This window comes from Flavisolibacter ginsengisoli DSM 18119, assembly GCF_900129295.1.
GTDB lineage: Bacteria > Bacteroidota > Bacteroidia > Chitinophagales > Chitinophagaceae > Flavisolibacter > Flavisolibacter ginsengisoli.
This window is the reverse complement of the sequence record NZ_FQUU01000007.1, coordinates 119,588-144,830: the sequence shown is the minus strand read 5'-3', so window position 1 is coordinate 144,830 and position 25,243 is coordinate 119,588. Positions and strand designations below refer to the sequence as shown.

Annotated in this window: 18 protein-coding genes and 1 tRNA gene; 10 read left to right on the top strand and 9 right to left on the bottom strand. The window is 42.8% G+C overall.

Annotation, left to right across the window (positions count from 1 at the left end):
* Positions 1-39: 39 nt before the first annotated feature.
* Together BUA53_RS10040 and fabG are read left to right on the top strand one after the other, a co-directional pair.
* A complete protein-coding gene (locus tag BUA53_RS10040) occupies positions 40-1,548 on the top strand; it encodes a GH3 auxin-responsive promoter family protein (RefSeq protein WP_072835242.1) in 1,509 nt (502 codons plus the stop codon).
* A gap of 88 nt (positions 1,549-1,636) precedes the next feature.
* The gene (gene fabG / locus BUA53_RS10035) at positions 1,637-2,392 is read left to right on the top strand and encodes a 3-oxoacyl-[acyl-carrier-protein] reductase (protein WP_072835241.1); all 756 of its coding nucleotides are present in this window, start codon (positions 1,637-1,639) and stop codon (positions 2,390-2,392) included.
* 99 nt (positions 2,393-2,491) lie between these two features.
* Here the strand turns inward: fabG and BUA53_RS10030 are convergent, their stop codons facing one another.
* From BUA53_RS10030 to BUA53_RS10010, 5 genes are all read right to left on the bottom strand, one after another.
* Positions 2,492-3,127, bottom strand: coding sequence for a DNA-3-methyladenine glycosylase family protein (locus BUA53_RS10030; RefSeq protein WP_072835240.1), 636 nt, complete (start codon positions 3,125-3,127; stop codon positions 2,492-2,494).
* A 52-nt stretch (positions 3,128-3,179) separates the two neighbouring features.
* Positions 3,180-3,956, bottom strand: coding sequence for an enoyl-CoA hydratase/isomerase family protein (locus tag BUA53_RS10025; protein WP_245793083.1), 777 nt, complete (start codon positions 3,954-3,956; stop codon positions 3,180-3,182).
* A gap of 210 nt (positions 3,957-4,166) precedes the next feature.
* Positions 4,167-6,209, bottom strand: coding sequence for a phenylacetic acid degradation bifunctional protein PaaZ (paaZ, locus tag BUA53_RS10020; RefSeq protein ID WP_072835239.1), 2,043 nt, complete (start codon positions 6,207-6,209; stop codon positions 4,167-4,169).
* On the bottom strand, positions 6,206-6,691 hold the full coding sequence (locus tag BUA53_RS10015; RefSeq protein WP_072835238.1) for a hypothetical protein: 486 nt from the start codon (positions 6,689-6,691) through the stop codon (positions 6,206-6,208). The genes paaZ and BUA53_RS10015 overlap by 4 nt, the downstream gene beginning before the upstream one ends.
* A 138-nt stretch (positions 6,692-6,829) precedes the next feature.
* Positions 6,830-7,453 (bottom strand): adenylate kinase, encoded by a 624-nt coding sequence (locus BUA53_RS10010; RefSeq protein WP_072835237.1) that lies wholly within the window; start codon positions 7,451-7,453, stop codon positions 6,830-6,832.
* 231 nt (positions 7,454-7,684) lie between these two features.
* Between BUA53_RS10010 and msrB the strand changes: the two genes are divergently transcribed.
* From msrB to BUA53_RS09990, 4 genes are all read left to right on the top strand, one after another.
* Positions 7,685-8,236, top strand: coding sequence for a peptide-methionine (R)-S-oxide reductase MsrB (msrB, locus tag BUA53_RS10005; protein WP_072835236.1), 552 nt, complete (start codon positions 7,685-7,687; stop codon positions 8,234-8,236).
* Between the two features lie 221 nt (positions 8,237-8,457).
* Complete coding sequence (locus BUA53_RS10000) at positions 8,458-10,359, top strand: S9 family peptidase (protein WP_072835235.1); 1,902 nt, start codon at positions 8,458-8,460, stop codon at positions 10,357-10,359.
* A gap of 143 nt (positions 10,360-10,502) precedes the next feature.
* Positions 10,503-13,349, top strand: a complete 2,847-nt coding sequence (locus tag BUA53_RS09995) for a M16 family metallopeptidase (protein WP_072835234.1) — start codon at positions 10,503-10,505, stop codon at positions 13,347-13,349.
* A gap of 85 nt (positions 13,350-13,434) precedes the next feature.
* Positions 13,435-13,508 (top strand) — tRNA-Thr (locus BUA53_RS09990).
* A gap of 261 nt (positions 13,509-13,769) precedes the next feature.
* Here the strand turns inward: BUA53_RS09990 and BUA53_RS09985 are convergent.
* Entirely contained in the window at positions 13,770-14,249 is a 480-nt protein-coding gene (locus tag BUA53_RS09985) for a VOC family protein (protein WP_217652974.1), read from the bottom strand.
* A gap of 84 nt (positions 14,250-14,333) precedes the next feature.
* Positions 14,334-15,362, bottom strand: coding sequence for a GlxA family transcriptional regulator (locus BUA53_RS09980; protein ID WP_317041267.1), 1,029 nt, complete (start codon positions 15,360-15,362; stop codon positions 14,334-14,336).
* A gap of 67 nt (positions 15,363-15,429) precedes the next feature.
* On the opposite strand from BUA53_RS09980, the gene BUA53_RS09975 reads away from it, so the two are divergent.
* Positions 15,430-15,756 (top strand): VOC family protein, encoded by a 327-nt coding sequence (locus BUA53_RS09975; protein ID WP_072835233.1) that lies wholly within the window; start codon positions 15,430-15,432, stop codon positions 15,754-15,756.
* Positions 15,757-15,959: 203 nt separating this feature from the next.
* On the opposite strand, the gene BUA53_RS09970 is transcribed toward BUA53_RS09975, so the two are convergent.
* Positions 15,960-17,297: a PKD domain-containing protein gene (locus BUA53_RS09970; RefSeq protein ID WP_072835232.1), complete on the bottom strand. Its 1,338-nt coding sequence runs from the start codon at positions 17,295-17,297 to the stop codon at positions 15,960-15,962.
* Between the two features lie 646 nt (positions 17,298-17,943).
* On the opposite strand from BUA53_RS09970, the gene BUA53_RS09965 reads away from it, so the two are divergent.
* The 3 genes from BUA53_RS09965 (at position 17,944) to BUA53_RS09955 (ending at position 23,165) form a co-directional block, all read left to right on the top strand.
* Positions 17,944-18,771, top strand: coding sequence for a hypothetical protein (locus BUA53_RS09965; protein ID WP_072835231.1), 828 nt, complete (start codon positions 17,944-17,946; stop codon positions 18,769-18,771).
* Positions 18,772-18,860: 89 nt separating this feature from the next.
* Positions 18,861-19,754 (top strand): hypothetical protein, encoded by an 894-nt coding sequence (locus BUA53_RS09960; protein WP_072835230.1) that lies wholly within the window; start codon positions 18,861-18,863, stop codon positions 19,752-19,754.
* Positions 19,755-19,931: 177 nt separating this feature from the next.
* Entirely contained in the window at positions 19,932-23,165 is a 3,234-nt protein-coding gene (locus tag BUA53_RS09955) for a WD40/YVTN/BNR-like repeat-containing protein (protein WP_072835229.1), read from the top strand.
* A 133-nt stretch (positions 23,166-23,298) separates the two neighbouring features.
* Here the strand turns inward: BUA53_RS09955 and BUA53_RS09950 are convergent, their stop codons facing one another.
* Positions 23,299-25,212 (bottom strand): beta-N-acetylhexosaminidase, encoded by a 1,914-nt coding sequence (locus BUA53_RS09950; RefSeq protein WP_072835228.1) that lies wholly within the window; start codon positions 25,210-25,212, stop codon positions 23,299-23,301.
* Positions 25,213-25,243 lie beyond the last annotated feature (31 nt).

The window sequence follows — 25,243 nt, the reverse complement described above, 5'->3', positions numbered from 1 at the left end:
CCTTTTTATTGATGCTTCTTTCGTATTTTGCCGAGACTCATGAAGTTGCTTAGCCCTGCCATATCACGTTTTGCCCGCTGGCGCCTTTGGTCCATTGAAAAATGGATGAGTGATGCAGCTTCCAACCAATTTGATGTATGGCAGGATCTCTTTGCTGCCGGACAGTATACGGAGTTTGGCAGAATGTATAATTTCTCGCATATACAGTCTTTGGAAGATTTTAAAAATACAGTTCCTATACAAGAGTATGATAGCCTGAAACCCTTTATTGAACGAATGATGAAGGGGGAAGAAAACATACTATGGAATACGCCTATATCCTGGTTTGCCAAAAGCAGCGGTACTACCAGTGATAAAAGCAAATTCATCCCTGTAAGTGAAGAAAGCCTGCAGGACAATCATTATAAGGCATCGAAGGATGTATTGAGTTTCTATTATGCTTCGCATCCCGAAAGCGATCTTTTAACTGGTAAAAGTCTCATCATTGGTGGCAGCCACCAGATAAGCCAGGTAAATGAAGAAGTGCATTGTGGTGACCTGAGTGCAGTGATCGTGCAGAATTCACCATTCTGGTCCAACTGGATCAGGACACCTGATACCTCCATCATATTGATGGATGAATGGGAAAGCAAGATTGAAAAGCTGGCACAATCAACCATATTAGAGAATGTGACATCTATGGCCGGCGTGCCTACCTGGCTCATTGTATTGTTGAAGCGTATCCTGGAAATTACCGGAAAGCAAACAATTAAAGAGGTGTGGCCGAGTCTTGAATTGTATATGCATGGAGGTGTAAGCTTTGTTCCCTATAAACAACAATTTGAAAAGTTAATAGGTGCACCTATCAATTACCTGGAGATGTATAATGCATCGGAGGGATTTTTTGCTGCGCAGGATGATGTGACCAAGGAAGGTATGCTGCTGATGTGTGATCATGGTATTTTTTATGAGTTCATGCCCTTAAGTGAATATGGGAAAGAATTTCCTGAAACCATACAACTGGATGATGTGCAGACAGGAGTGAACTATGCCCTGGTGATCACAACCAATGGCGGGCTATGGCGTTACCTGGTGGGTGATACCATTCAATTTGTTTCGCTTGACCCATTCCGCATTAAAGTATCAGGCCGCATCAAACATTATATCAATGCTTTTGGTGAGGAGATCATTATTGATAATACCGATCAGGCCATTGCTGTTGCAAGCCAAAAGACAGGGGCAGTGGTGAAAGATTATTCTGCCGCACCTGTGTATTTTTCGGAAGAAGGAAATGGCGCTCATGAATGGCTGATTGAATTTGAAAAGGAACCGAAGGATTTGGAAGGTTTTACTTCAGAACTTGATATTGCATTAAAGAATATCAACAGTGATTATGAGGCCAAACGCTATAAAGACATAGCTTTAAGAATGCCCCTTATTAAATCTGTTCCACTTAATACATTTACCAACTGGTTGAGCAGTAAAGGAAAGCTTGGCGGACAGCACAAGGTGCCCCGGTTGTCTAATGAAAGGACCATCATTGAGGATATTAAATCCTTCATGCTCTAGCTATTAGTATTTTACTGGTTGTCCTTTCTAAATTTCTATTCCCATTTTCCTGGTGTAACCTACATTTGTTGCCTGTAAAATTTAATGCATGAAATTATTGGAAGGAAAAGTTGCCATTGTCACCGGTGCTGCACGCGGAATAGGCGAGGGGGTTGCTTTGAAATTAGCTGAACATGGCGCCAGTATAGCGTTTACCTATATAAGTGAAAGCAGCGCTGAAAGAGCACAGGCTTTAGAAGGAAAATTAGTTGCTATGGGTGTGAAAGCAAAAGCTTATAGAAGCAATGCCGGAGAGTTTGCTGAGTGTGAAACCCTGGTGAATAATGTGATCAAAGAATTGGGACAGGTTGATATCTGTGTCAATAATGCAGGGATCTCTAAAGATAATTTACTACTGCGCATGACACCAGAACAATGGGATGATGTGATGACCATCAACCTGAAAAGTGTGTTCAACATGACCAAGCAGGTAATCCGGCCTATGATGAAAGCTAAGACTGGCAGCATCATCAACATGAGCTCTGTGATAGGGTTGATGGGTAATGCAGGTCAAAGCAGCTATGCAGCATCAAAGGCTGGTATTATAGGTTTTACCAAGTCAGTAGCAAAAGAATTAGGTAGCCGCAACATCCGTTGCAATGCCATCGCTCCCGGATTCGTAGAAACAGATATGACAGGCTACCTGAAAGAAGGTGAGCAGGCGGATAAATACAAGGCAGGGATTCCATTAGGTCGTTTTGGTACTGCCGATGATATTGCCAATGTTACCTTATTCCTTGCATCTGAACTTAGCGCTTATGTAACAGGGCAGGTGCTGAGTGTGGATGGTGGGTTGTATATGTAATAAGCTTCGCAACTAAATAAAGCATTCTTTCAAATAGAATCAAAGCACTTCTCCTGGAGTGCTTTTTATTTGCCCAGGCACCACTACCATACGAATATATCAATGCAGGATTTTGATGTTTTTCTTTTTTATATAATAGTGCCAGAACAACATGGTAGCTATTGAACGGTAGGGCCTCCAGGGTGCTGCCATTTCCAGCGCCTCTTCTTTTGAAAGCTTGTCTATTCCTTTTACCATTTTAATAGCGTTCAGGAGTGCGCGGTCACCAACCGGAAAGATATCAGTGCGGCGCAGCGCATGCAAGAGGTATATGTCCACCGTCCAGTCGCCAATGCCTTTTAGGTTTTTTAATTCCTGCCGCACCACATCGTCGGGCTGATGGTGCAGCTTTCTCAGGCTGATGGAATTGTTATTCAAAGCCTTTGCTAACTCCCTGGTATAGACGATCTTTTGCCGGCTTAAATAACAGTTGCGCAGTTCCTCATCAGAAAGCTGTAGTAAGGCTATTGGTGTAATGGTGCCGATGCGTTCTTTTAATTTTTTATAAGCTGCATAAGCCGAGGCCAGCGATACCTGTTGTTCCAGGATGGTAAGTACCAGTGTTTCAAAATTATTTGGTCGTATCCACAGGGGAGGATGACCATATTCATTTACGATCATGTGCAGGTGATCATCCTTTTGAGTGATAGTTGTATATAACCCGGGTAAAGTTGCTTCTGAGAACCGTTCAATCATGGAATAAAAAGAAGGCTGGCAGTGTGCCAGCCTTACCTATGTAATTAAATTTTTAGGAAACCTTGTTCTTGAATTTGGAAATTGCTTCCCTGGTAAAATTGCTTAGCACCAGGCGTCCGCTGATCTCAGCCCTGTTGCTTAACAGATCATCCCAATCTTCTGTTCCCTGCCATAATGTTTTCTTTAAGGCTGACATGGCCTCAGGACTACTCTTAGCCAGCTGGTTTGAAAGACGTGATATGGATTCGTCCATACTTTCCAGCGATGGATGTAATTCTGCATACAATCCTTTCCGGCGTGCCCAGTCACCATTGCGCCACATGCCCGCATCTATGGCTAGTTGGGAAAAAGCAGATAAGCCTAATTTTCTCTGGATGGCCGGGCCAACCACAAATGGGCCAATACCAATAGCCAATTCACTCAGTTTTATTTCAGCGCCTTCCAGGGCAATAGCATAATCCATAGCCGCAGCCAGGCCTACACCGCCTCCTACACATTTACCATGTATACGGCCAATGATCAACTTTGGACATTTTCTCATGGCATTGATCACATTGGCAAAACCGCTAAAGAAATGGAAGCCTTTCTTTTCATTTTCTATTTGTGTTAGCTCGTCAAAAGAAGCTCCTGCACAAAATGCTTTGTCTCCATATGACCGAATGATGATCACTTTCGTTTCCTTGTCAGTGCCTACCGCATGTACCTCATTTGCCAGGTCTTCCAAAAGCCTATAGGGCAAAGAATTACTTTGCGGATGGAAGAATTCTATTGTTGTTATTCCATTATGCGTTTCTGTGTTTACATATCCATTGGTCATGTCTTTTGCCATAGCTACATTTTTTATAAAAGAAAGAAGGCCGGGTAATTTCCTCTTTGCCTGGTTCAAAATTATTGAATACCCGCAAGATTGTATGCGAAAGAGTTGTTGTCCTAAACCTGTATTTATTGAATACTATTTATAGGTATTAAAAAATAATACCAGTACTACAAAGGCACAAGCGGGAACTTGTGCCTTTGTAATCGTGCAGGTAATTATTTATTATTTTCTTTTTACCATGGTAAGGATGGTGGCTATCCCCACATGCTCCCCCGTCTCGTCCAGCATTTCGACCAGCCATTTCACGATTCCTTTTGGTATATCATTTTCATCTTTGAGGTCTTGTGGTATTTTTTCCTTGCAGGTGAACCTTACGGTCAGTTCTGCTCCTGGATATACGGGTTTAGTAAACCGTAGCTCATCTATACCATAATTCAGCAAAACAGGGCCCAGTTCACTGCCATCGACAAACAAGCCAGCAGCAGCACTTAATATAAAATAACCATGTGCAACCTGTTGCTCAAACATGGTGCCTGTGAAATCAGTGTCTTTTTTATGCGCATAAAAATGATCACCACTTAACCCGGCAAAGGCATCGATGTCTTCCGGGGTGATCTTTCTTTTGGCTGTGATTACCTGGTCGCCAACCTGTAGTTCTTCATAATATTTACGGAAAGGATGCACAATGCTTTGTATGCCTTTGGCATTTGGCTGGAATGATTTGGTGATAGCGGTAATGGTAGTAGGTGAGCCCTGGATGGCCACACGCTGCATATAATGTTTCACTCCCCTGACACCACCCATTTCCTCACCACCACCTGCCCGGCCAGGACCTCCATGAACGAGAAGCGGAAGCGGTGAGCCATGACCAGTGCTTTCTTTGGCATCATCCCGGTTCAATACCAATATCCTCCCATGATGGGTGGCGGCCCCTATCACAAATTCTGTGGCTAAGCGATCATCATTGGTGACAATAGAGCAACAAAGAGATCCTTTTCCTTTTTTAACAAGTGTAATGGCTTCAGCTATACCATCGTAAGGCATGATAGTACTGACAGGTCCAAAGCATTCTATGTCATGCACGGTTTCAGTTCGGAAAGGTTGTTCATTCAGCAGTAGTATGGGAGACAGGAAGGCGCCTTTTTTGGCGTCGGCATCTAAAACTTCCAGGCTGTCAAGTGATCCATAAACTATTTGAGCGCCGGCTAATAGTTTTTGAATGTTCTGCTTCACCTCGTCGCGCTGGCCCAGGCTCGCTAATGATCCCATCCTAACCTTTTCATTAAGGGGGTTGCCTATTATGGTTTGAGATAATGCTTTGCCTAAAGCTATAGAAGCATCTTCCAATAAATGTTGTGGAACAAATATGCGCCTGATAGCGGTGCATTTTTGTCCTGCCTTGACAGTTATTTCTTTACGCACCTCTTTTATAAAGATATCCCACTCAGGACTGCCAGGGGTTACATCAGTGCCTAGTACCAGCGCATTCAATGAGTCTGCTTCCATATTGAAAGGAACTGTTTCTTCCAGTATGTTCTTGTGAGACTTCAGCATCAAACCTGTGGTCTTAGAGCCTGTGAACGTTACTACATCCTGCGCCATTACATGGTCAAGCATATCGCCGGCGCTACCACACAGTAGCTGAAGTGCCCCTTCAGGCAGTATACCAGAAGCAATGATCTCTCTCACTACAGCTTCAGTAAGATAGGAGGTGATACTTGCTGGCTTTACTACGGCCGGTACCCCTGCAAGCCAGTTAACAGCACATTTTTCCAGCATGCCCCATACGGGAAAATTATAGGCATTGATATGTACAGCCACCCCTTCTTTTGGCACCAGCAGGTGATGTGCCATGAAATTGCCTTCCTTACTCAGTCCGATAGGATCTCCATCGGTAGTGTAGGGAAGGTCAGGAAACTTGCGCCTCAGCGAAGCATTTGAAAACAGGTTGCCTATACCGCCTTCTATATCTATCCAGCTATCTGCCCTTGTGGCACCGGTATGGTAGCTGATCTTGTAAAACTGCTCTTTTCTTTCCATGAGATGAGTGGCAAGCGCCTTTAGCATCCGGCCTCTTTCATGAAAGGTCATTTTGCGCAGGGCGGGGTTTCCTACCTCGCGGCCATATTTAAGCACACCTGCAAAGTCAAGCCCTTTAGTTGAAGCTATTGCAACGCCTTCGCCGGTTACTGCATCAAAAAGTGGTTGGCCATCTCCATCGCCTGTTATCCATTTGCCTGTTATATAATTTCCAAGTTTGTTCATGCCTGTGTTTGTTTTTCAATGGTTATTCCAAATTGCTTTAAATGGTGTAAAGCGTGTTTATAGAGTAACTGAACATTCTCTTCGAAGTTCAGGTCGCCAAATATTGGATTGCGTGTAGCCTTTATAGGATTCTTTTCGAAGTAAGAAAAGAAATCTGCTAACTCCGTTTTGAGTTCACTGATGGCCTCTTCAGCCGAGCGGTTCCTGACAGGTGCAGGTACCTCTGGCATCAATGGGTTCATAGTATTCTCCTTAAATGGTTTTTCACTAGCCAAAAAGACCCGCATTTTTTCAAGGTGTTCTTCAGGTGTTACAATATTGGTATAGGTTGTTTTGCCTGAAGCAATGCGGACTGAATCTGAAAAATGTTCAACCATTTGCTGCAAGGTCATTTTTCCCCATAGCGGATGTGTATCTGAAGGAACCTGGCGTAACAAGATCACCAGCCTGTGCTTTAAAAATTGCAGTTTCTCTTCATTCATATAGCAAGTTATAATAGCAGCCAATTTAGGGAAAAATTGCGGCCTCTGCGGATGTGGTAATTTGTTTTACTGTAAACAATAAAATAAAAAAAGCCCCAACAGCGTAGGGCTTAAATATATTGTCAATAAACAGCTTAATTATGCTTCATCATTGGTGTTGCTTTCTGTAATGGCAGTTGAGTGCTTCTCCATTTCTGTGTTAATACAACCACTCAATTTAGAGAAGATATCTTCCACAGAACCTTCACCATGTATTCTTACAAGCTTATTCTCTTTTTCATAATAAGCTGCAACGGGTTCTGTTTCCTGCTTGTATACAGAAAAGCGTCTTCTGATGATCTGCTCGTCCGTATCATCGCTTCGGCCGGAAGTTGCACCTCTTTTCACCAGTCTTTTCACCAATTCATCTTCAGTAACCTCAAGTGCCAGCACCTTGCATATACTGGTTTTCTTCAGGGCTAATAATTTGTCCAGCGCCTCAGCCTGGGCAATAGTACGTGGAAATCCATCGAAAAGGAAGCCCCTGGCATCTGCATGCTTTTCCAGGGAGGAGTCGATCATGCCGATCACTACCTCATCTGGTACAAGTTGTCCCTTGTCCATAAAGTTCCTTGCCTCAAGTCCCAGCGGAGTTTTATCAGCTATTTCCTGGCGCAGCAAATTGCCTGTTGACAAATGAATCAAACCAAACTTCTCTACTATTTTTTCGGATTGGGTGCCCTTTCCACTTCCCGGGGGGCCAAATAAGATCAAATTGAACATAGACGCTTCCTAAGCTTGAAAAACAAATATAAGGAAAAAGCGCTTCGCCGGGGGTTCATTGCTGCTACAGGCACATGATTTTAGTTAGGTTATACATTATAAACAACTTATCAAACGAAAGCGCTATTATAAACCGGGTACCAAAAGCAAATAAGGTTGCAGCACAGGCTTTCACATTTGTTTACAAAACCGCTCCCTTTCATTCTTCGTAAATTTGAGATAACCTTTTTCATGAAACGAATACTTATTTTATTACCACTGGCATTGGGATTGCAATTCTGCACTTATTCTCAATCTAAAAAACAGACAGCTATGGAGCCTTCTAATCAAAATAACCCGGTACATTCCAATTCTGATACTTCTAATGTGAACAAAACAGATGCAGAATGGAAGAAGATCCTACCTGCTGACGTGTACCAGGTGGCAAGAGAAAAAGGCACGGAAAGACCATGGAGTAGTCCATTGGAGAATATAAAAGATAAGGGAACATACTACTGCGCTGTTTGCGGTAACCCCTTATTTATAAGTGATACCAAGTTTGAAAGTGGTTGCGGATGGCCCAGCTTTTACCAGCCGGTTAGCAAGGGCAGCGTTATCTATGCACCCGATAATGCGTATGGAATGAAGCGCACCGAAGTAATGTGCGGCCGTTGCAAATCGCACCTGGGACATGTATTTGATGATGGACCACCCCCCACAGGCCTTCGTTATTGTATCAATGGAGTAGTGCTGGATTTTAAAAAAGCACAGGAAGCAGAGAAGCAGTACAAAAAAGAGAACTAGGATTTAAGGGATTTAATAGGATTTTTGAGGATAATTTGATTGCTTGCAATTGTTGCAATTCATCTATTGCATGGGTATTCATAGAAGCTTATAATTCACTATCCTCAACCTGGCCCCTTGCCATTTTAACCTTTCGACCTTTCAACCCATCACCCTTCCATCATATATTTTTTGCCCCGGTTATTTAATGCACTAACTTTTAAGGACTAAAACTTATGCATATGAACCGGGCATTGTACTCCATTCTTTTTTTCTTTCTCATTCAAACCCTGCATGCGCAGCAATTTGTAAAACAGTATACCATTGAACAGTTTTACAAGACCATCAACTATGGTGGAGGAAATTTCAATAAACAGGAAAATAAGATCCTCCTGCATGATAACAGTACAGGCATCTTCAATGTTTATGAAATAGACCTCTCTTCCAAAGTAAAGAAGCCACTGACAAAATCTTCTAAGGAGTCCTATTTTATGATCGATTATATCCCTGGGTCCAATGATTTCCTGTATAGCGCTGATAAAGGAGGCAATGAAAATGCGCACATCTACCTTCAATCCGCTGATTCGGTTAAGGACCTAACCCCTGGCGAAAAGGAAAAGGCCAGTTTCTTTGGATGGAACAAAGCCAAAACAGCATTCTATTACCAATCCAATGTTCGGGATCCAAAATATTTTGATGTCTATAAAATGACCATTGCCGATTTGAAGCCTGAATTGCTCTATACCAACGATAAGGGATTTGATGTAGGGAGCATTTCCCCTGACGAGAATAATATTTTGCTGGTAAAGAATATCACCACGGATAAGAATGAAATGTACCTGCTGGACAGGAAGTCGGGCGATTTGAAAAAGATCTCCGTAGAAGATGAAGCCACCTATTCCCCACAGGCTTTTGAACTGGATAACAGCGCATTTTATTACCTGACCAATGAGGACAATGAATTTGCACGCCTTGTGAAGTACAATATTGCCAGTGGTAAAAAAGAAACCGTGTATTCTGATAAATGGGATGTGATGTATATGTACCTCAGCGAAAATGGTAAATACCATGTTATTGGCATTAATGAAGATGGACGTAATAAGGTATTATTCTTTGATCACCGCACCGGGAAACAAATTCCTTTTCCTGCAGTTAAAGAAGGAAATGTACAGGGTGTCAGCATTTCTCCTTCGGAAAAGAATATGATCATTTATGTGGCCGGAGACCGTTCGCCCGTTAATCTATGGTGGTATAATTTCGATACGCGTAAGATGCAAAAGCTGACCTCAGCGCTGAACCCCGAGATCAATCCTAATGACCTGGTGGATGCACAGGTGGTGCGATACAAATCCTTTGATGGGATGGAAGTGCCAGCCATATTTTATAAGCCAAAGCAGGCATCAGGTGGACGCAGGGTGCCGGCGTTGGTATGGGTGCATGGTGGTCCTGGTGGACAAAGTCGTGCCGGTTATTCGCAGGCCATTCAATATTTTGTCAATCATGGTTATGCCATACTTGCTGTCAATAACAGGGGCAGCAGTGGTTATGGTAAATCGTACTACAAAATGGATAATAGAAATCATGGTGATAAGGACCTCAAGGATTGTGTATGGGGTAAAAAATGGCTGGCTTCGCAGTCCTACATTGATCCCAATAAGATCGGTATTTATGGGGGCAGTTATGGTGGCTTCATGTCCCTGGCAGGTATCATCCAGTATCCCAATGAATTTAAAGTGGGTGTGGACCTGTTTGGTGTCACCAACTGGCTGCGTACGCTAAAAAGCGTTCCGCCTTATTGGGAAAGCTTCAAAAAAGCATTGTATGAAGAAATGGGAGATCCTGAAAAAGATAGCGTGAGGCTGCATAATATTTCACCCTTATTCAATACAGACAAGATCAAAACGCCATTGTTGGTATTGCAGGGATCAAATGATCCACGTGTGTTGCCCGTGGAAAGCGATGAGATCGTGGCAGGAGCCCGCAAGAATGGAACGCCTGTTGAATATGTGCTCTTCCCTGATGAAGGCCATGGCTTCCGGAAAAAAGAGAACCAGATCAAGGCGGCTAAGGTCACCCTTGATTTCCTTGACAAATACCTTTCTGGCAATGGGGCTGCATCTACAGAAAAGAAAAAAGCTTTTTAATACGGATAGCTTAATCAATATGGTTAGCCCTCCTAATGGAGGGTTAACTTTTTTAGTAGTGAACGTTAATCCTTCTTTTAAATTTTGCATACCCGTTTTCAAATAGAACAATTCGATTATATTAGTATTCTAACAAAACACTTATGAAATTGAAGCTCCGGCATTGTTATGTTTTTTTGCTTGTTTTCCTTTCTGGATTACAATCCATCGCACAGATCAACCTATCAGCTCCCATTCCTGTAGACCCGAATGTAAGGGTGGGAAAACTATCCAATGGACTGACCTATTACATTCGAAAAAATACCAAACCTGATAACAAGGTAGAACTGCGCCTTGCCGTAAATACAGGTTCTGTACTGGAAGATAAGGACCAGCGTGGCCTGGCGCATTTCATGGAGCATATGAATTTCAATGGCTCCAAACATTTTCCAAAGAATGAGCTGGTGAATTACCTGCAAAAGATAGGTGTGCAGTTTGGTGCCGACCTCAATGCCTATACAGGTTTTGATGAAACCGTTTATATTCTTCCTATATCTACCGATGATCCGAAGATCGTGGAGCAGGGCTTTACCGTATTAGAGGACTGGGCTTTCAATAACCTGATGGACAAATCAGAGATTGACAAGGAAAGAGGTGTGGTGCTGGAAGAGTCGCGACTCAGCAAGGGTGCACAGCAAAGAATGCTGCGCCAGTATTTCCCAAAACTATTCAATGGCTCTCTTTATGCAGAACGCCTTCCTATTGGTTCGGACTCCATATTAAAAACGTTTCAACCAGCCACGCTGCAGCGCTTTTATAAACAATGGTACCGGCCCAACTTAATGGCCGTAATCGTTGTAGGTGATATTGACCCGGCAGAAGCAGAGAAAAAGATCAAGGCTCATTTCAGTAGTTTTAAAAATCCTGTAGCAAGCAAACCTCGTCCGGCTATTATTCCTATAAAACCAAGAACAAAGCCTGAGGCCATGGTGCTGACAGATGAAGAGAACACCAATACCATACTGGAAGTGATCAACTACCTGAGGCCTGCTCAAAAAATAAAGACATGGGCCGATTTCCGGAAAGACCTGGTAGAAGACATGGTCAATTCGCTGATCAATGAACGCCTGCAGGAGCTAACTACAAAGGAGAATCCTCCTTTTGTATATGCCTTCACAGGGCAGCAAGCATTTATCCGGGGCTATGAAGCTTTTGTATCATTTGCCGTATTGGGAAATAACAGTTCTAAAGAAGCCCTGGATGCGGTGGTAGCTGAAACAGAAAGAGCCCGCAAATATGGCTTTCTGCCTTCAGAGATCGAAAGGGTCAAGGCTTCCCTATTGAACAGCGCTGAAACAGCTTTCCATGAAAAGGATAAATTACAATCCGCACAATTGGTCCAGGGATATTTGAATAACTTTTTACAGGGCGAACCCATCCCGGGGGTGGAGAACCGTTACAAATTTGTTAGCCAGGTATTGCCCGGCATTACAGCAGCGGAGATCAATGCAGTGGCCAGGAAAATGCCGGATAATAAAAATGCTTTTGTGCTGCTGATGGCTCCTGCTAAAATGAAAGATAAACTGCCAACCAATGATGCGCTCTTGTCAGAGATGGTAGCTGCAACTAAGCAGGAAGTAAAACCTTACGCTGAAAAAGCAGTAGCGCAAAACCTGATGAGTGAAACGCCAACACCTGGAAAGATCACTTCAGAAACAAAGAATGATAAGCTGGGGACAACTAATATTACCCTGAGCAATGGAGTAACAATTACACTCAAGCCAACCACTTATAAAAATGACCAGGTATTAATGGATGCATGGCGCTGGGGTGGTTACCAACGGTTTCCTCTATCCGAAAAAGACAATGCCAAACATGCAGCCAACGTAGTCAACGAAATGGGGGTAAAGGATCTTTCCCCTACTGATCTCCAGAAATTTCTTTCCGGCAAAACAGTTGAAGTAACACCCTATATCAATGACTATGAAGAAGGAATAGAAGGAAGTAGCAGTGTCAGGGATTTTGAGACCTTCCTGCAACTGGTCAACCTGTATTTCACTCAGCCGCGCAGGGATGAGAGCCTGTTCAAATCTATGGTGACCAAGGAAAAAGGTATGGTGCAATTCATGAAAAGCAATCCGCAGGCTTTTTACCAGGATACGCTGATGAAGATCGTTTATAACAGCAATCCATGGATCAGTGTCATTCCTACCGAAGAAGAATACAATAACCTGAACCTGGATACAGCATTGTCCATTTACAAAAAGGTTTTTGGCAATGCCGATGGTATGCATTTCACCTTTGTAGGTAATATAGACCTGGCGAAAGCCAAACCATTGCTGGAGAAGTACCTGGGTTCGCTGCCTGCTACACCAGCAGATCATTTATTTAAAGACAATAACATTCGTCCTGTGAAGGGTGTAGTGGAAGCCAATATTAAAAAAGGTAAGGAAGAAAAAGCGCTGATAACCGTATTGTGGACGGGAGAAACCCAATACAGCCGCGAGGAAAATATGGCCTTCCAGGCATTGCTGGATGTGTTGAATATTTCCATCATCGAAAAGCTCAGGGAAGAACTGGGAGGCATGTATAGTGGTGGGTTAAGAGGTGCTATTCAGAAAAGGCCTTATGTGCATTATTCCGTTTCTGCATCCATTCCAACGGGCCCGGAGAATGTGGACAAACTCACCAATGCTTTGCTTGCCATCATCAAAAATGCGCAACAAAAAGGAGTGGAGCAAAAGGATCTTGATAAGGTGAAGGAGACATGGAAAAAGCATTACCGTTCGCAGTTGCAGGAGAATAATTACTGGCTGGATAATTTATCGCGGGCCTTTATTGACCAGGTGGATCCTGAAAACATATTGGACTATGAGCAAAAGGTAGATGAATTAACTGTTGGTGACTTGCAAAAGGCAGCACAGAAATTTTTAACCATGGACAATTATGTAAAGGCAGTTTTATACCCTGAGAATACCAATGTGCCCGGTGGTGTAAAAAAGACATTTTAACTGATAAATATCATGAGAACAGGGAAGTGTTTTGTTGCAGGATTTTTTAAATTAGTACCGTAATATTTTCCCTGTTCTTTACCAAGCCATCTTAGCTCAGTTGGCCAGAGCGGCTGATTCGTAATCAGCAGGTCGTCGGTTCGATTCCGATAGATGGCTCTCTTATTTTTCTAAGGTTGCACTATTGAATACAATATCTGCTCATACGCATCCTTCAACTACTGTATGCTTACTATTTCTAAATGTTCCTGGAAGGAATTCAAGGCTTATGAAAACATATTAACGATTGAATTGGCTTAGATGATGGTCAATACGTTTGTAAGCAATACGCCCAGCCTGCTCCGCAGTTAGTTTACCGAAAAAAGGATGAACAAGGCAGCCTTTCTCCATTTACAATAAGGCGCTTAGTGAATGATGTAATTACTTTGGTTCCCAAAGTTCAATCTTGTTTCCTTCTATATCCATAATATGTACAAACTTGCCATATTCCGAATCCTCTATTTTATCAACAATGGTAACGCCTTCGTGCTTAAGTTGTTCCACCAGCGCTTCCAGGTTCTCTACCCTGTAATTGATCATGAATTCTTTTGTAGAAGGCTCAAAGTATTTTGTTGTTTCGGCAAAGGGATTCCATTGCGTCAGCCCCTTTTTTGTGCTGTCTTCCATATCCCGCCATTCAAAGCTTGTACCATAGGGGCTTGTATCAAAACCCAGGTGGGTTTTATACCATTCATTAACTGCTTTAGGATCTTTGCATTTAAAGAAAATGCCGCCTATCCCTGTTACTTTTTTCATATTGATGGTGTTAGAATTGATTGGTTTAACAATTATTGACCTGGCAGCAAACCCAAAGCAAAACGAAGCCAGGAGCCCTGTTATTAATATGATTATCTTGTTCATGTTGTCAGTCTGGTTAAGGAAGATCAATTTAATGAATTATGGCTTTTTAAAGGTATACTGGTATTCATTTCGTAGGGACCCTTACTATTGTACTGCAAATTTTTTGCGGTAATCTATTGGAGATAAGTCGGTAAACTTTTTGAATACCTTTCTGAACGCATCAATATCATTATAGCCTATGTCGTAAATAATTTCGTTGATGGTCTTTCTTCCTGTCTCCAGCTGTTTTTTGGCGGCTTCAACTTTTACTCTTTGAATATATTCCACGATGGAGTTATTCGTGTTCTTTTTGAATCTCCTTTCAAAGGTCCTTCGGCCTATACTGAACCTGTTGCATATATCATCAACGTTAAAAGTATCTGCAGGATTCTTTTCTATAAATTCCTGTGCCTGTAAAACAACTTCGTCTCCATGCTGTTTTTGTCCCATAAAGATCACGAAGGGATTTTGACTTTTTCTTTCAATATCAATTTCAAACATTTTTGATGCCAGTATGGATATTTCCCTGCCCAAATGTTTTTCAAAAATGTAAAGCAACAGGTTCAGGTAAGAAAAGCCGCCGCCGCTGGTGTAAATTCCATTTTCGTCTGTAATAATCGTGTTGTCAGTAATGTTTATGTCAGGGAACATAGCTGTGAACTCATTTTTTACAGCCCAGTGCACTGCACAGTTCTTATTTTTCAAAAGCCCGGTTGATGCAAGAAAAAATGAACCAACACAGAGGCAAACGATTTCTGCATGGTTGTCATACTGCTCTATTACCCATTCAGTGTATTTCTTGTTTTTTATTATGGCTTTTCTAAAATCGCCGCATAATAGTGGAATGACAATCACGTCTGTTTTTATGATTTGCTGTATTGTTTTATCTGTATGAATATGGTACAACCCGTTGTTGAGTTTTGTTTTCTTATCTATACCTACTATTTCCACTTCGTAAAATGGTGGTTTCCCCTGGTATTTCATAAAGTCATTGATACGTGAGAAAAGCTGGTGGCTGCTATCAATGCTTGACAGGGTAGCCTCGTATAGCGGTAAGATGGAAACATGCTTCATAAGGTAAATGTATAACAGTATGTTGTCGCAATCAACGGGTAACATTGTCGTATCTGCCATACGTTTCTCTTTGAATGCGCAAGTAGCTTTGCATGGAAAACATCATAGTAATTCAAAAAATAAGAAAATGAAATCAGTAGAAATTATCATGCTCCCGGTAAAGGACAGGCAAAAGGCAAAAGAGTTTTATTTGAGGCTGGGTTTCCAAATCGTTATAGAAGCACCAGACCCACATGGTGAAACATGGATACAAATGCGATTGCCCGGTAGCGAGACAAGTATTTCACTTGCAGGTTTTCAAGCTATTATTTGTGAAACAGATAATATTGAAGAAGAACTAAAAGATTTGGCAGCAAAAGGAATAGTAGGTGGAAAGATTGATGATACTCCCTGGGGAAAGTTTGCCTGGCTAAAAGACCTGGACGGAAACAGTTTGTGTCTTCATCAAAAATAATCTTCCGGTTTATATCTCTCTTTTCTTTAGGGCGTCATTACCTGTTTATAAAGTGCTGGTATTTTTAAAGCAGTTTAAGCCAGTACCTGACATTATGGTATCAAGTTAAGGGAACGCTGGCCTTAGTTACAAACCAGGCCAGCGTTTTGCTTCTTATTTATTATTTTCTGAGTAAACTACAGATAGCAAGAGCTCCGTCTGCTTTAACGAGGTACAACCAATATACTCGTTGCCCAGGCGTTATTGGACACTTTAAAAGGTACGGTTTGCCCGTTTTTCCAATATAAAGCCGTATAAGATTCAGTTCCTGCTACATATACATCACTGCCAAAGAGAGCTATAGAAGTGGGGTAAGCGTAGCTTGACCCGTTGGTTAGTTTGACTTCCTGACCGTTTTTCCAGCATTTTGCTACAGCACCTGTGCCGCCCACTCTGCCAACATCATCGCCTTCCCACCCCGCTACATAGACACCACTGCTGGTAACAGTTATGGCATTAGCAGTTGCCTGAACTGCTGATCCATTAGTTAGTGTAAATGGCTGTCCGTTTTTCCAGTACCTGGCAACGTGTGTCGTTCCGTTCGACTGTGATCCGGCAACATATATATCACTGCCATAAACAGCTATAGAATAGGCAAAAGCCTGTTGAATCCCATCAGTCAGGGCCACTGCCTGGCCATTTTTCCAGTACTTGGCTACCCCGTTCTCATGACCCGCTACATATACATTTCCATCTACAACTATAATGCAAGTGGCCTCGGCTTCCTTTGTTCCATCCGTGAGTGCAACTGGTTGTCCGTTTTTCCAGTATTCGGCTATGGACGCGGATCCTTTAACTTCCCACCCTGCTACATACACGTCGCTGCCTGACACCGCAATAGAATTCGCACCTGCACCTGTGGGACCGGTCAGCTCCACAGGCTCACCGTTTTTCCAGTATTTGGCTATATTATAACGTTGTACAAAACCATCGCCATCCCACCCGGCCACATAAATATCGCTGCCCGCAACAGCAATCGAAGTGGCACCGGAATTATTAGATTTGCTTTTTAGTGTTACAGGCTGGCCATTTTTCCAATAAGTGGCCTGGCCATTCAGGTCTCCTGCCACGTAGATATTTACAAGCGAATCATTCCCTGGTGGATATACCACATTTCCTTGAGGATATACAATCACCTGTACGGTATCCATCGAAAACAATCCACCTGCATCTGTGACTTTCAATTGAAACAGGTAGGTGCCTTCGGCCAGGTCACTTATCTGTGTTTCAACCTCCCTTGCATTGTCTATGCTAATCAGACCAGGGCCAGAAATCTTTGTCCAGAGATAACCCGCAATATCATTATTGGGATCAGTGGAACAACGGCCATTTAAATGCAAGGAATTTATTGGCAAAGTAATGGTTTGATCCAGGCCCGCGCAGGCTCTGGGTGGCTTATTGCCTTTGCCGCATGTTTCACATGAATGCTCTTTTCTGCAAGCGGGGAAGATGATAGCTAAGCTTGTAACTACCAACAATATTGAAAGTAAAATCCGTTTCATTTTTTTACAATTAACGTGTTAAAGCCGCGATAGCTCACTATATTGGTTTGAGACGATACCTCTGGGTTTGACGCTACTATATGATTTATCGATTTACCAGAACTCCCGACGGATTGGGTTATCGGTATTTCTTAGGAAGATTATTTACCTCTGTTCCTGATATAAAGTTCTGGATCAGGAAAGGTAATAAGTGGTAAGAATGCGACATTCTAGGAGGTGCAGTAGTGAACAGAGGGCGTCCACCTGGAGATAGCTCCTCCCTGGCAACCTTATAGGTGCTCCCTATCTACGGTATAGATACTCCGTGCGAACACGGAGTATCATGGGCGTTGGTTGGAGGTTGATAGGGTGTTAGTAGGAAGTAGGTTAGACAGCGGTCCTAAGTGGGGAGGGTGGAGAATGGGAATATCGAAAAATAGCATAAGGAATATCAAATGATGAAGTATTAAGGTTGGAGATACCTTTTTTAGCAGTCCTTCTTTTAGGTGGTTTAAATGCGCAATTTTCATTGTTCAATAGTGGACCTCAACATTAAGGCAGGGTGCAAAGTCATATATTATATTAATCAATTTTCTTATCTTACATATCCTCTCTAAAGACCTTTATTGCACTGCTGATTTTGTAGATCACCCTTAATTTTTATGCTATGAGAAAAGCATATCTTATTTACATCAGCTTACTCCTGTTTGGCCTTTATGCTTGTAAAAAAAATGATTTTATCCCTCCCGGGATGTTTCAAAAAATAAAATGTGATTATTCACAGGCGTATGCTCCTGGATTGATACCTGAAACAACTGGACCCATCTATCTATTTACTAAAACCTATGATGCCAATAACCGGCTTTCAGAGATCAGTTTCCGTCTTCGTAATGTTGCCTATTTTCCAGTTGATCTATACAGGTATACGGTAAGTTATCCGCAGGGCCACATGGTCTTTACAGGCATGAAAGGAGAAACCGTTTACGACTTTGCTTTTAATAAGCAGGGGCAACTGGATCATGTAAATGGTAATGATATCAGGTTTATCTACACTGGAAACAAATTATCAGAGATAGTAAAGGGCATCGAATCAGAACCCTTTATTCAAATGAGTTATGACAAAACCAATAAAAACATTTCTAAACTCAAGTTTTTCCATAGTGGTGCCTATGATACCATTCAATATGTATATGATTATTCCAGGAAGATCAAAGAACAGGTTTACCCGGATGATATGATTGGAGATGCGTTTACATTCTATTTCTTTTTAAAATACCTTAATATTTTGCCTGACCTGCAGCCTGAGAATATGTTAACCAGTTCCACCTATGGGTCAACAGTCTTTTATCCCTATCCATCATTTTATGACCGGGTTTATTCCAACCATATTATAGATAAGGAAGGAAAGTTGTTATCCTACACCCAAACCTCTCACCGCTCTTATGATCTCACAATGGTAGAAAACTGGACCATTGACTGGAAATGTTTTAAATGAACAAAGCTTGTAACAGTTGGATATTAACTCTTAAAACAATTCTTTCCAACTGACGAACTGATATTATATAACACCTTAATCATCATTTTATGAGAAAAGTTTATTTCGCCAGCTTCTTACTTATTCTTACGGCTCTAAATAGTTGTAAAAAGAATGACCTGAAAGGCATGAATGGCATTTTCAATAAAAACAAATACGATTATGTTCAGGCTTCTGCACCCGGTATCATACCGGAAACCTCAGGGTCTATTGCTTTATTTACCAAGACCTATGACGCATCTTCCCGTTTGCAATCCATCTATAGCCGGTTTCGAAACGTAGCCACAGGAATTCAATATAGTTTCAACCTGAATGTTTCCTACCAGCCAGGGCAAATGATCTTCACCAGGGATAATGGTGATACTACTGCTGTTTTAAATTTTAGTCCCAACGGCCGGTTGACCAGTGCCAAAGCAGCTACTCCTTTTTATCTAGACTGGAGCTACCGGCGAGATTATAATTTCATTTATGCGGGCAATGTCCTTAGAGAGATACAAATTTCCGGTGAAGTGCATTCTGTGGATGCAGGGCAATGGATACCTTATATTCAACTGGCTTACGATAAAGGAAATAAAAATATAACAAGACTTACAGCCGGAGGTATTTATAGGAGTTCAGACAAATCCTGGATAGACTACAGGTATGATGCTTCCAGGAAGGCCAGGGCGCAGGTATATCCTGATGATATGTTTGGCGATTACCACATGTTTTATTTCTTCCTGAAATACCTGAATGTTTTGCCTGAATTGCAACCGGAGAACCTGCTTACCAGTTCTTCATTTGGTGGGGAGGGTATTAGTTACCCTGCTTCTTTTGAAAGGCAATATAGTAACCACCAGTTAGATGCAAGCGGTAAACTGGTTTCTTACACCCAACATTCAGCATTCCCTACAAACCAGGAAAGAACAGAAAACTGGCAGATAGACTGGACCTGTTTTAAATGAAAATTGTAAAGATCGCTCACCAGGTGATGTTTCATTTCCTGGTGAGTGGCCTTCTTTTTTATAACAGATCATAGTTTTCCGGAAGGGTAACAGGGGTTCAATTTGTTTTAGCAGCATACTTATACATCCCACTCTCACAACTTATCAGTAAGTTTAGCCCTGTTTAAAAATTGACTGATGAGACCCTTTTTTATTGTTGTATTTAGTTTTTTATCTGTTTCTATTCTTGCTCAAAACATTGACATCAGCAGGCTTAAGAACCTGAAGCCACGCAATATTGGGCCTTCCGGTATGAGCGGGCGTATTACCTCTATTGATGTAGTGGAAAAGGATCCCAACACCTGGTATATTGGTTCAGCCTCTGGAGGTGTATGGAAAACTACCAATGCAGGCGCCACATGGTCCTCCGTATTTGACCAGCAACCTACGCTCAATATAGGTTCGGTGGCGGTGCAGCAAAGTAATCCTGCTGTGGTGTGGGTGGGTACCGGTGAAGGCAACCCACGTAACTCTCTTAATATTGGTGAAGGCATTTATAAAAGCCTGGATGCAGGCAAGACATGGAAACGCATGGGCCTGGAAAAGACACGTAACCTGCACCGCATTATTATTGATCCGGTCAACCCGGATGTGGTCTATGCTGCAGCTATCGGTAACCCATATGCGGAGCATTCCGAGCGTGGCGTTTATAAGACTACCGATGGAGGGACTACCTGGAACCGGGTACTTTATACTAATGACACCAGTGGTTGTGCCGACCTTGCGATGGACCCATCCAATCCAAATAAACTAATAGCGAATATGTGGCAGCACCGCCGCACCCCATGGAGCTTTAAAAGTGGTGGTCCTGGTAGTGGCTTATACATTACCTATGATGGTGGAAGGAACTGGAAGAAGCTGGGAAAGGATGATGGCTTGCCAGAGGGCAATTATGGCCGCATCGGCATTGCCTTTTCTCAAAGCATGCCTTCGCGTGTATATGCCATGGTGGAAGCCACGAAGAATGGCTTATACAAAAGTGATGACGGTGGCGCTAAATGGGAACTGGTAAACAGTGATCCCAAATGGGTGACCAACCGTCCATTTTATTTCCAGGACATTGCTGTGGATACAAAGAACGAAAATCGGTTATACAGCATACATGATGTTATAGACATCAGTGAAGATGGGGGCAAAACGTTTCGCACCCTGCTGCAGTATGGTGGCATTCATCCCGATCACCATGCCTGGTGGATATCGCCACAGGATCCTGATTTTATCCTTGATGGTAATGATGGCGGCATGGGCATTACCAGGGACAGGGGCCGGTCATGGAATTTTAATGAGAACCTGCCTGTAGGGCAGTTCTACCATATCAATGTAGATAACCAGCTTCCCTACAATGTTATGGGTGGCATGCAGGATAATGGCACCTGGCATGGTCCGGCCTACACCTGGATCAACGGTGGCCTGCGGAATTTTTACTGGAACAATATTGGAGGCGGCGATGGATTTGACGCCATGCCAGATGCAGGAGATCCGGATTGGGTATATTCCATGAGCCAGGGAGGCAACCTGCAGCGGTTGAATTATAAAACAGGGGAGAACTGGTTCCTGAAGCCTCCCGCCCTTGATACTTCTGTTAAACTTCGCTTCAACTGGAACAGCGCCATAGCACAAGATCCATTTGATAAAAGCACGATTTATTACGGCAGCCAGTTTGTGCACAAGAGTACAGACAAAGGTGCCAGCTGGCAGACCATTTCACCTGATCTCACTACAAATGATACAGCCAAAATTGACCAGTCGGAAAATGGAGGGTTGACGCTTGATATAACAGGTGCAGAGAATTATTGTACCATTCTTGCCATTGAACCTTCTGCCAAAGAACATGGCGTGATATGGGTAGGAACAGATGATGGTAATGTGCAGCTGACGCGGGATGGTGGAAAAACATGGACCTCCTTCCGCGGCAAGATACCAGGCATGCCGGTAGGCGCCTGGGTGCCGCAGATCAGGGCTTCGCGGTACAATGCGGCTGAGGCCTTCGTAGTGGCCAATGATTACCGTCGTGGTGATTTCAACCCTTATATATTCCGCACGAAAGATTATGGAAAAACATGGACCAATATGCTGGCAGGGAAGAACATAGATGGCTACGCCTTATGCATGATCCAGGACCCTGCAGAACCTAACCTGATATTTGCAGGTAGTGAGCATGGCCTTTGGGTAAGCTTTGACAATGGCAATAGTTTCCAGCACTGGAAGAATGATGATTTCCCTGCTGTTTCCACTTTTGACCTTGCCATACAGGAGCGGGAGGCGGACCTCGCCATTGCTACCTTTGGCCGCACCTTGTGGATTATGGATGATATTCGCCCATTTCGTAGGATAGCTGCAAATAATGGCCAGGTGTTTAATAAATCTATTACAGCTTTTGAAACACCGGTTGCATACCAGGCCAGCTTTAAGGATGCTCCTGGTTATGAATGGAGCACTTATGGATTATGGGGCGCTCCCAACAGGCGACGTGGCGCTGAGATTTCTTATTTTATCAATAACAAAACAGTTTCCTCTTCTGTAAGCACTGGAAAAAAAAGAAAAGCGCAAGCCAGTAAATCAGTAATAGCCCCTGCGGATACCTCACTGAACAAGGGAAAGGAAAAGGCTGCGATGGATAGTGTAGTGGTTAAAATCTACAATGATAAAAATGAAGTGATCCGTAACCTGAAGTGGAAAGCAGATACAGGATTAAACCGTCAATGGTGGGGTATGGAAGAAAAAGGATTTCGTCAGCCTGGAAGCCGTGCGGTGAAGGGTGGCAATATCACAGCCAATGAGCCCGGAGGCCTGCAGGTATTTCCGGGAACATATAAAGTGGTGCTGACTTTTGGTAAAGAAGCGGATTCCACCCTTGTTACCATCAAGGATGATCCACGACTAAATAAATCAGAAGCAGTAAAGACAGCACAGCGTGCCATGTTGGAGCGCCTGCGGAAAAGCTCTGATAAATTATTGACAGGTATGGACCGCCTGGCTGAATCTGAAGAAGTATTGTCAAAGCTTACTACCAACCTTCAGGGACTAACAGGTAAGGACATAGATTCTTTACAAAAGTTAACTACAGCTACCAAAGATAGTATCAAGGCCATCCGCGAGTATATCAGTGGAAAACCATCTGATCGCCAGGGACTGTCACGCCCACCCACTATCAATGTAATGAATACCATGCAGGAAGCACAGAATTACATCATGTCGAAAAGTGTAGCGCCCGGAGCACAGGAAGAGCAACTGGTGAAAAACGCTGAGGCCATGATCGCTGCGGCAGTTAAACGGATCAATAGTTTTTATGCCAGCCAGTGGAACAATTACCGTTCACAGGTGGAGCATACGAAGATTGACCTGTTCACTGATTACAAGCCTATTGATTGATAAAGAAGCTATAATGTAAAAAGCCCCACCTAAAGTGGGGCTTTTTACATTATGACAATTTTCTTTTATCAAATTATCGTTTAGTTATTTACGTTATACGTTCCGTATATTAGTTCGCGGCTTTATCATTAATCTATTTCTTTTTATCCGCCCTGTTATTCAATTCTTCAATTGGCATATAGATCATTCTTCCCATAGGCTTATTCCCTCTATAGGTGATCAGTTTCAGCATTACTGCATCCTTTGGTGGAGTAAGCGGTCCTTTATAAACAGGGTAATGATTATCGGGAAATGAATTATCAAAGCTATAATGAATGTCCAGGTCCGGCAGTTCCGTGCTAAGTGTGATCTTCAGACTTTTATCAGCGTTGCGGCTTACTTCAAATATCGGGTCATATACAGCAGGTGAGTATTTCCTGTCGGCAATGTCAAACCTTGCAAAGTGTTGCTCCACCCTTGGAAAGAAGCTGTTCCAGTTCTTCTTTTCCTTTGGACTCCAAACTGATTCTGCTATGGCTAATGCCCGCGGCCACAGCATATATTGCACCGTGCGCATATTGGCTATCTGCTCCGTCCATAGATTACCCTGGCCACCTTTTACATACTTAGCATTCACACCTTCTGGTAAGGGTTCAAATTCGTAAGCTTTATTCAACCTGAGAGAAGCATAAACTTTAGGCTCAGTAATAGGATCTCCCTGCATATAATCGAGGTAAGCGTAGGTGGTAGGGCTCATTACCACTTCGTGTCCTGTTTTGGCAGCTTCAATGCCACCCTTCATACCTCTCCAACTCATGACGCCTGCAGTAGGGGTTACTCCTGCTTCCACGATCTCATCCCATCCCATAAACTTTTTACCCTTCGACTGCACGATTTTCTCTACCCGCTTTTCAAAATATCCCTGCACTTCATGCATGTCCTTCAATCCTTCTCTTTTCATCAACTCGAGTATCTCGGGTGTTTTCTTCCAGAAGTTTTGCGGTGTTTCATCACCACCCATATGTATATATTCAAAAGGAAATAATTGGGCTACCTGTGTGATGACCGTATCAAGGAATCCATATACTCTTTCATTGGCGGGGCAAAGTGTATTGTCAATAAGGGCAATGGGTGGCGCTCCGTGCGACCAGTCCATGATCTGTTCGCCTGAACGCACTACATAATTCTTTGCATCAGGGGTGCAGGATAGTTCGGGATAGGATACCACTGCTGCCAGGCTGTGCCCAGGCACATCTATTTCCGGAAGTATATTGACAAAGCGGGCCTTTGCATATTGCACCAGTTCACGGATATCATCCTGTGTATAGAAGCCACCATAGTTGCGTGGTTCATCAGGTGTGGGTGGAGAAAACGTTCCAAAGTATCCTTCTTTTTTCACGCGCCATGCGCCAACCTCGGTTAATTTGGGTAACCCTTTTATTTCAATGCGCCAACCTTCATCATTTGACAGCGTCAGGTGCAGCAGGTTGTACTTATAACGTACCATGTCGTCAATGAACTGCTTTACTTCATCCTTGGTGAACCAATGTCTTGTTACATCAAACATCAATCCTCTCCAGCCAAATCGTGGATAATCGGTGATCTCCACTGCAGGCACATTCCAGGCAACATGATGCATGACAGAATCGCTTTCTATTTCTTTCGGAAATAATTGTAAAAGTGTTTGAACTGCATAGAATAAACCAGCAGGTGTATTGGCTTTCAACTGGATCTTTTTTGGAGTAACTGAAAGATTATAGCCTTCAGTGCCAATTTTGTTATCCTTCACTTTATTCAATTCCAATTGTATGGAAGCAGCAGGTGAGTACGATACGGCAGAAACTTTTACACCTGTGGCAGTTGCCAGGCGATGCACCAGTGTACCAGTAACTTCTTTCATTTCAGCACTGGCAGGTGCAGCTATGACCAACTGTGAAGGCAATGTAAACTGGCCTTTGGTTGTGCGAACGGATACCGGTTCTGGTATCAATGCCAGCGAGGCCGGTGAGGTTTGTGCATGCATGGTAATTACAATGAATAATACAACCAGGGTGCTCCAGATTTTCATATAGCTAATAGATTTTATGATGACAGTAAGA

What these genes read in the sequence shown, in the direction of transcription:
- BUA53_RS10040 (WP_072835242.1), top strand. Translation starts at nt 40, where the DNA reads ATGAAGTTGCTTAGCCCTGCCATATCACGTTTTGCCCGCTGGCGCCTT.
- fabG (WP_072835241.1), top strand. Translation starts at nt 1,637, where the DNA reads ATGAAATTATTGGAAGGAAAAGTTGCCATTGTCACCGGTGCTGCACGC.
- BUA53_RS10030 (WP_072835240.1), bottom strand. Translation starts at nt 3,127, where the DNA reads ATGATTGAACGGTTCTCAGAAGCAACTTTACCCGGGTTATATACAACT.
- BUA53_RS10025 (WP_245793083.1), bottom strand. Translation starts at nt 3,956, where the DNA reads ATGGCAAAAGACATGACCAATGGATATGTAAACACAGAAACGCATAAT.
- paaZ (WP_072835239.1), bottom strand. Translation starts at nt 6,209, where the DNA reads ATGAACAAACTTGGAAATTATATAACAGGCAAATGGATAACAGGCGAT.
- BUA53_RS10015 (WP_072835238.1), bottom strand. Translation starts at nt 6,691, where the DNA reads ATGAATGAAGAGAAACTGCAATTTTTAAAGCACAGGCTGGTGATCTTG.
- BUA53_RS10010 (WP_072835237.1), bottom strand. Translation starts at nt 7,453, where the DNA reads ATGTTCAATTTGATCTTATTTGGCCCCCCGGGAAGTGGAAAGGGCACC.
- msrB (WP_072835236.1), top strand. Translation starts at nt 7,685, where the DNA reads ATGAAACGAATACTTATTTTATTACCACTGGCATTGGGATTGCAATTC.
- BUA53_RS10000 (WP_072835235.1), top strand. Translation starts at nt 8,458, where the DNA reads ATGAACCGGGCATTGTACTCCATTCTTTTTTTCTTTCTCATTCAAACC.
- BUA53_RS09995 (WP_072835234.1), top strand. Translation starts at nt 10,503, where the DNA reads ATGAAATTGAAGCTCCGGCATTGTTATGTTTTTTTGCTTGTTTTCCTT.
- BUA53_RS09985 (WP_217652974.1), bottom strand. Translation starts at nt 14,249, where the DNA reads ATGAACAAGATAATCATATTAATAACAGGGCTCCTGGCTTCGTTTTGC.
- BUA53_RS09980 (WP_317041267.1), bottom strand. Translation starts at nt 15,362, where the DNA reads ATGGCAGATACGACAATGTTACCCGTTGATTGCGACAACATACTGTTA.
- BUA53_RS09975 (WP_072835233.1), top strand. Translation starts at nt 15,430, where the DNA reads ATGAAATCAGTAGAAATTATCATGCTCCCGGTAAAGGACAGGCAAAAG.
- BUA53_RS09970 (WP_072835232.1), bottom strand. Translation starts at nt 17,297, where the DNA reads ATGAAACGGATTTTACTTTCAATATTGTTGGTAGTTACAAGCTTAGCT.
- BUA53_RS09965 (WP_072835231.1), top strand. Translation starts at nt 17,944, where the DNA reads ATGAGAAAAGCATATCTTATTTACATCAGCTTACTCCTGTTTGGCCTT.
- BUA53_RS09960 (WP_072835230.1), top strand. Translation starts at nt 18,861, where the DNA reads ATGAGAAAAGTTTATTTCGCCAGCTTCTTACTTATTCTTACGGCTCTA.
- BUA53_RS09955 (WP_072835229.1), top strand. Translation starts at nt 19,932, where the DNA reads ATGAGACCCTTTTTTATTGTTGTATTTAGTTTTTTATCTGTTTCTATT.
- BUA53_RS09950 (WP_072835228.1), bottom strand. Translation starts at nt 25,212, where the DNA reads ATGAAAATCTGGAGCACCCTGGTTGTATTATTCATTGTAATTACCATG.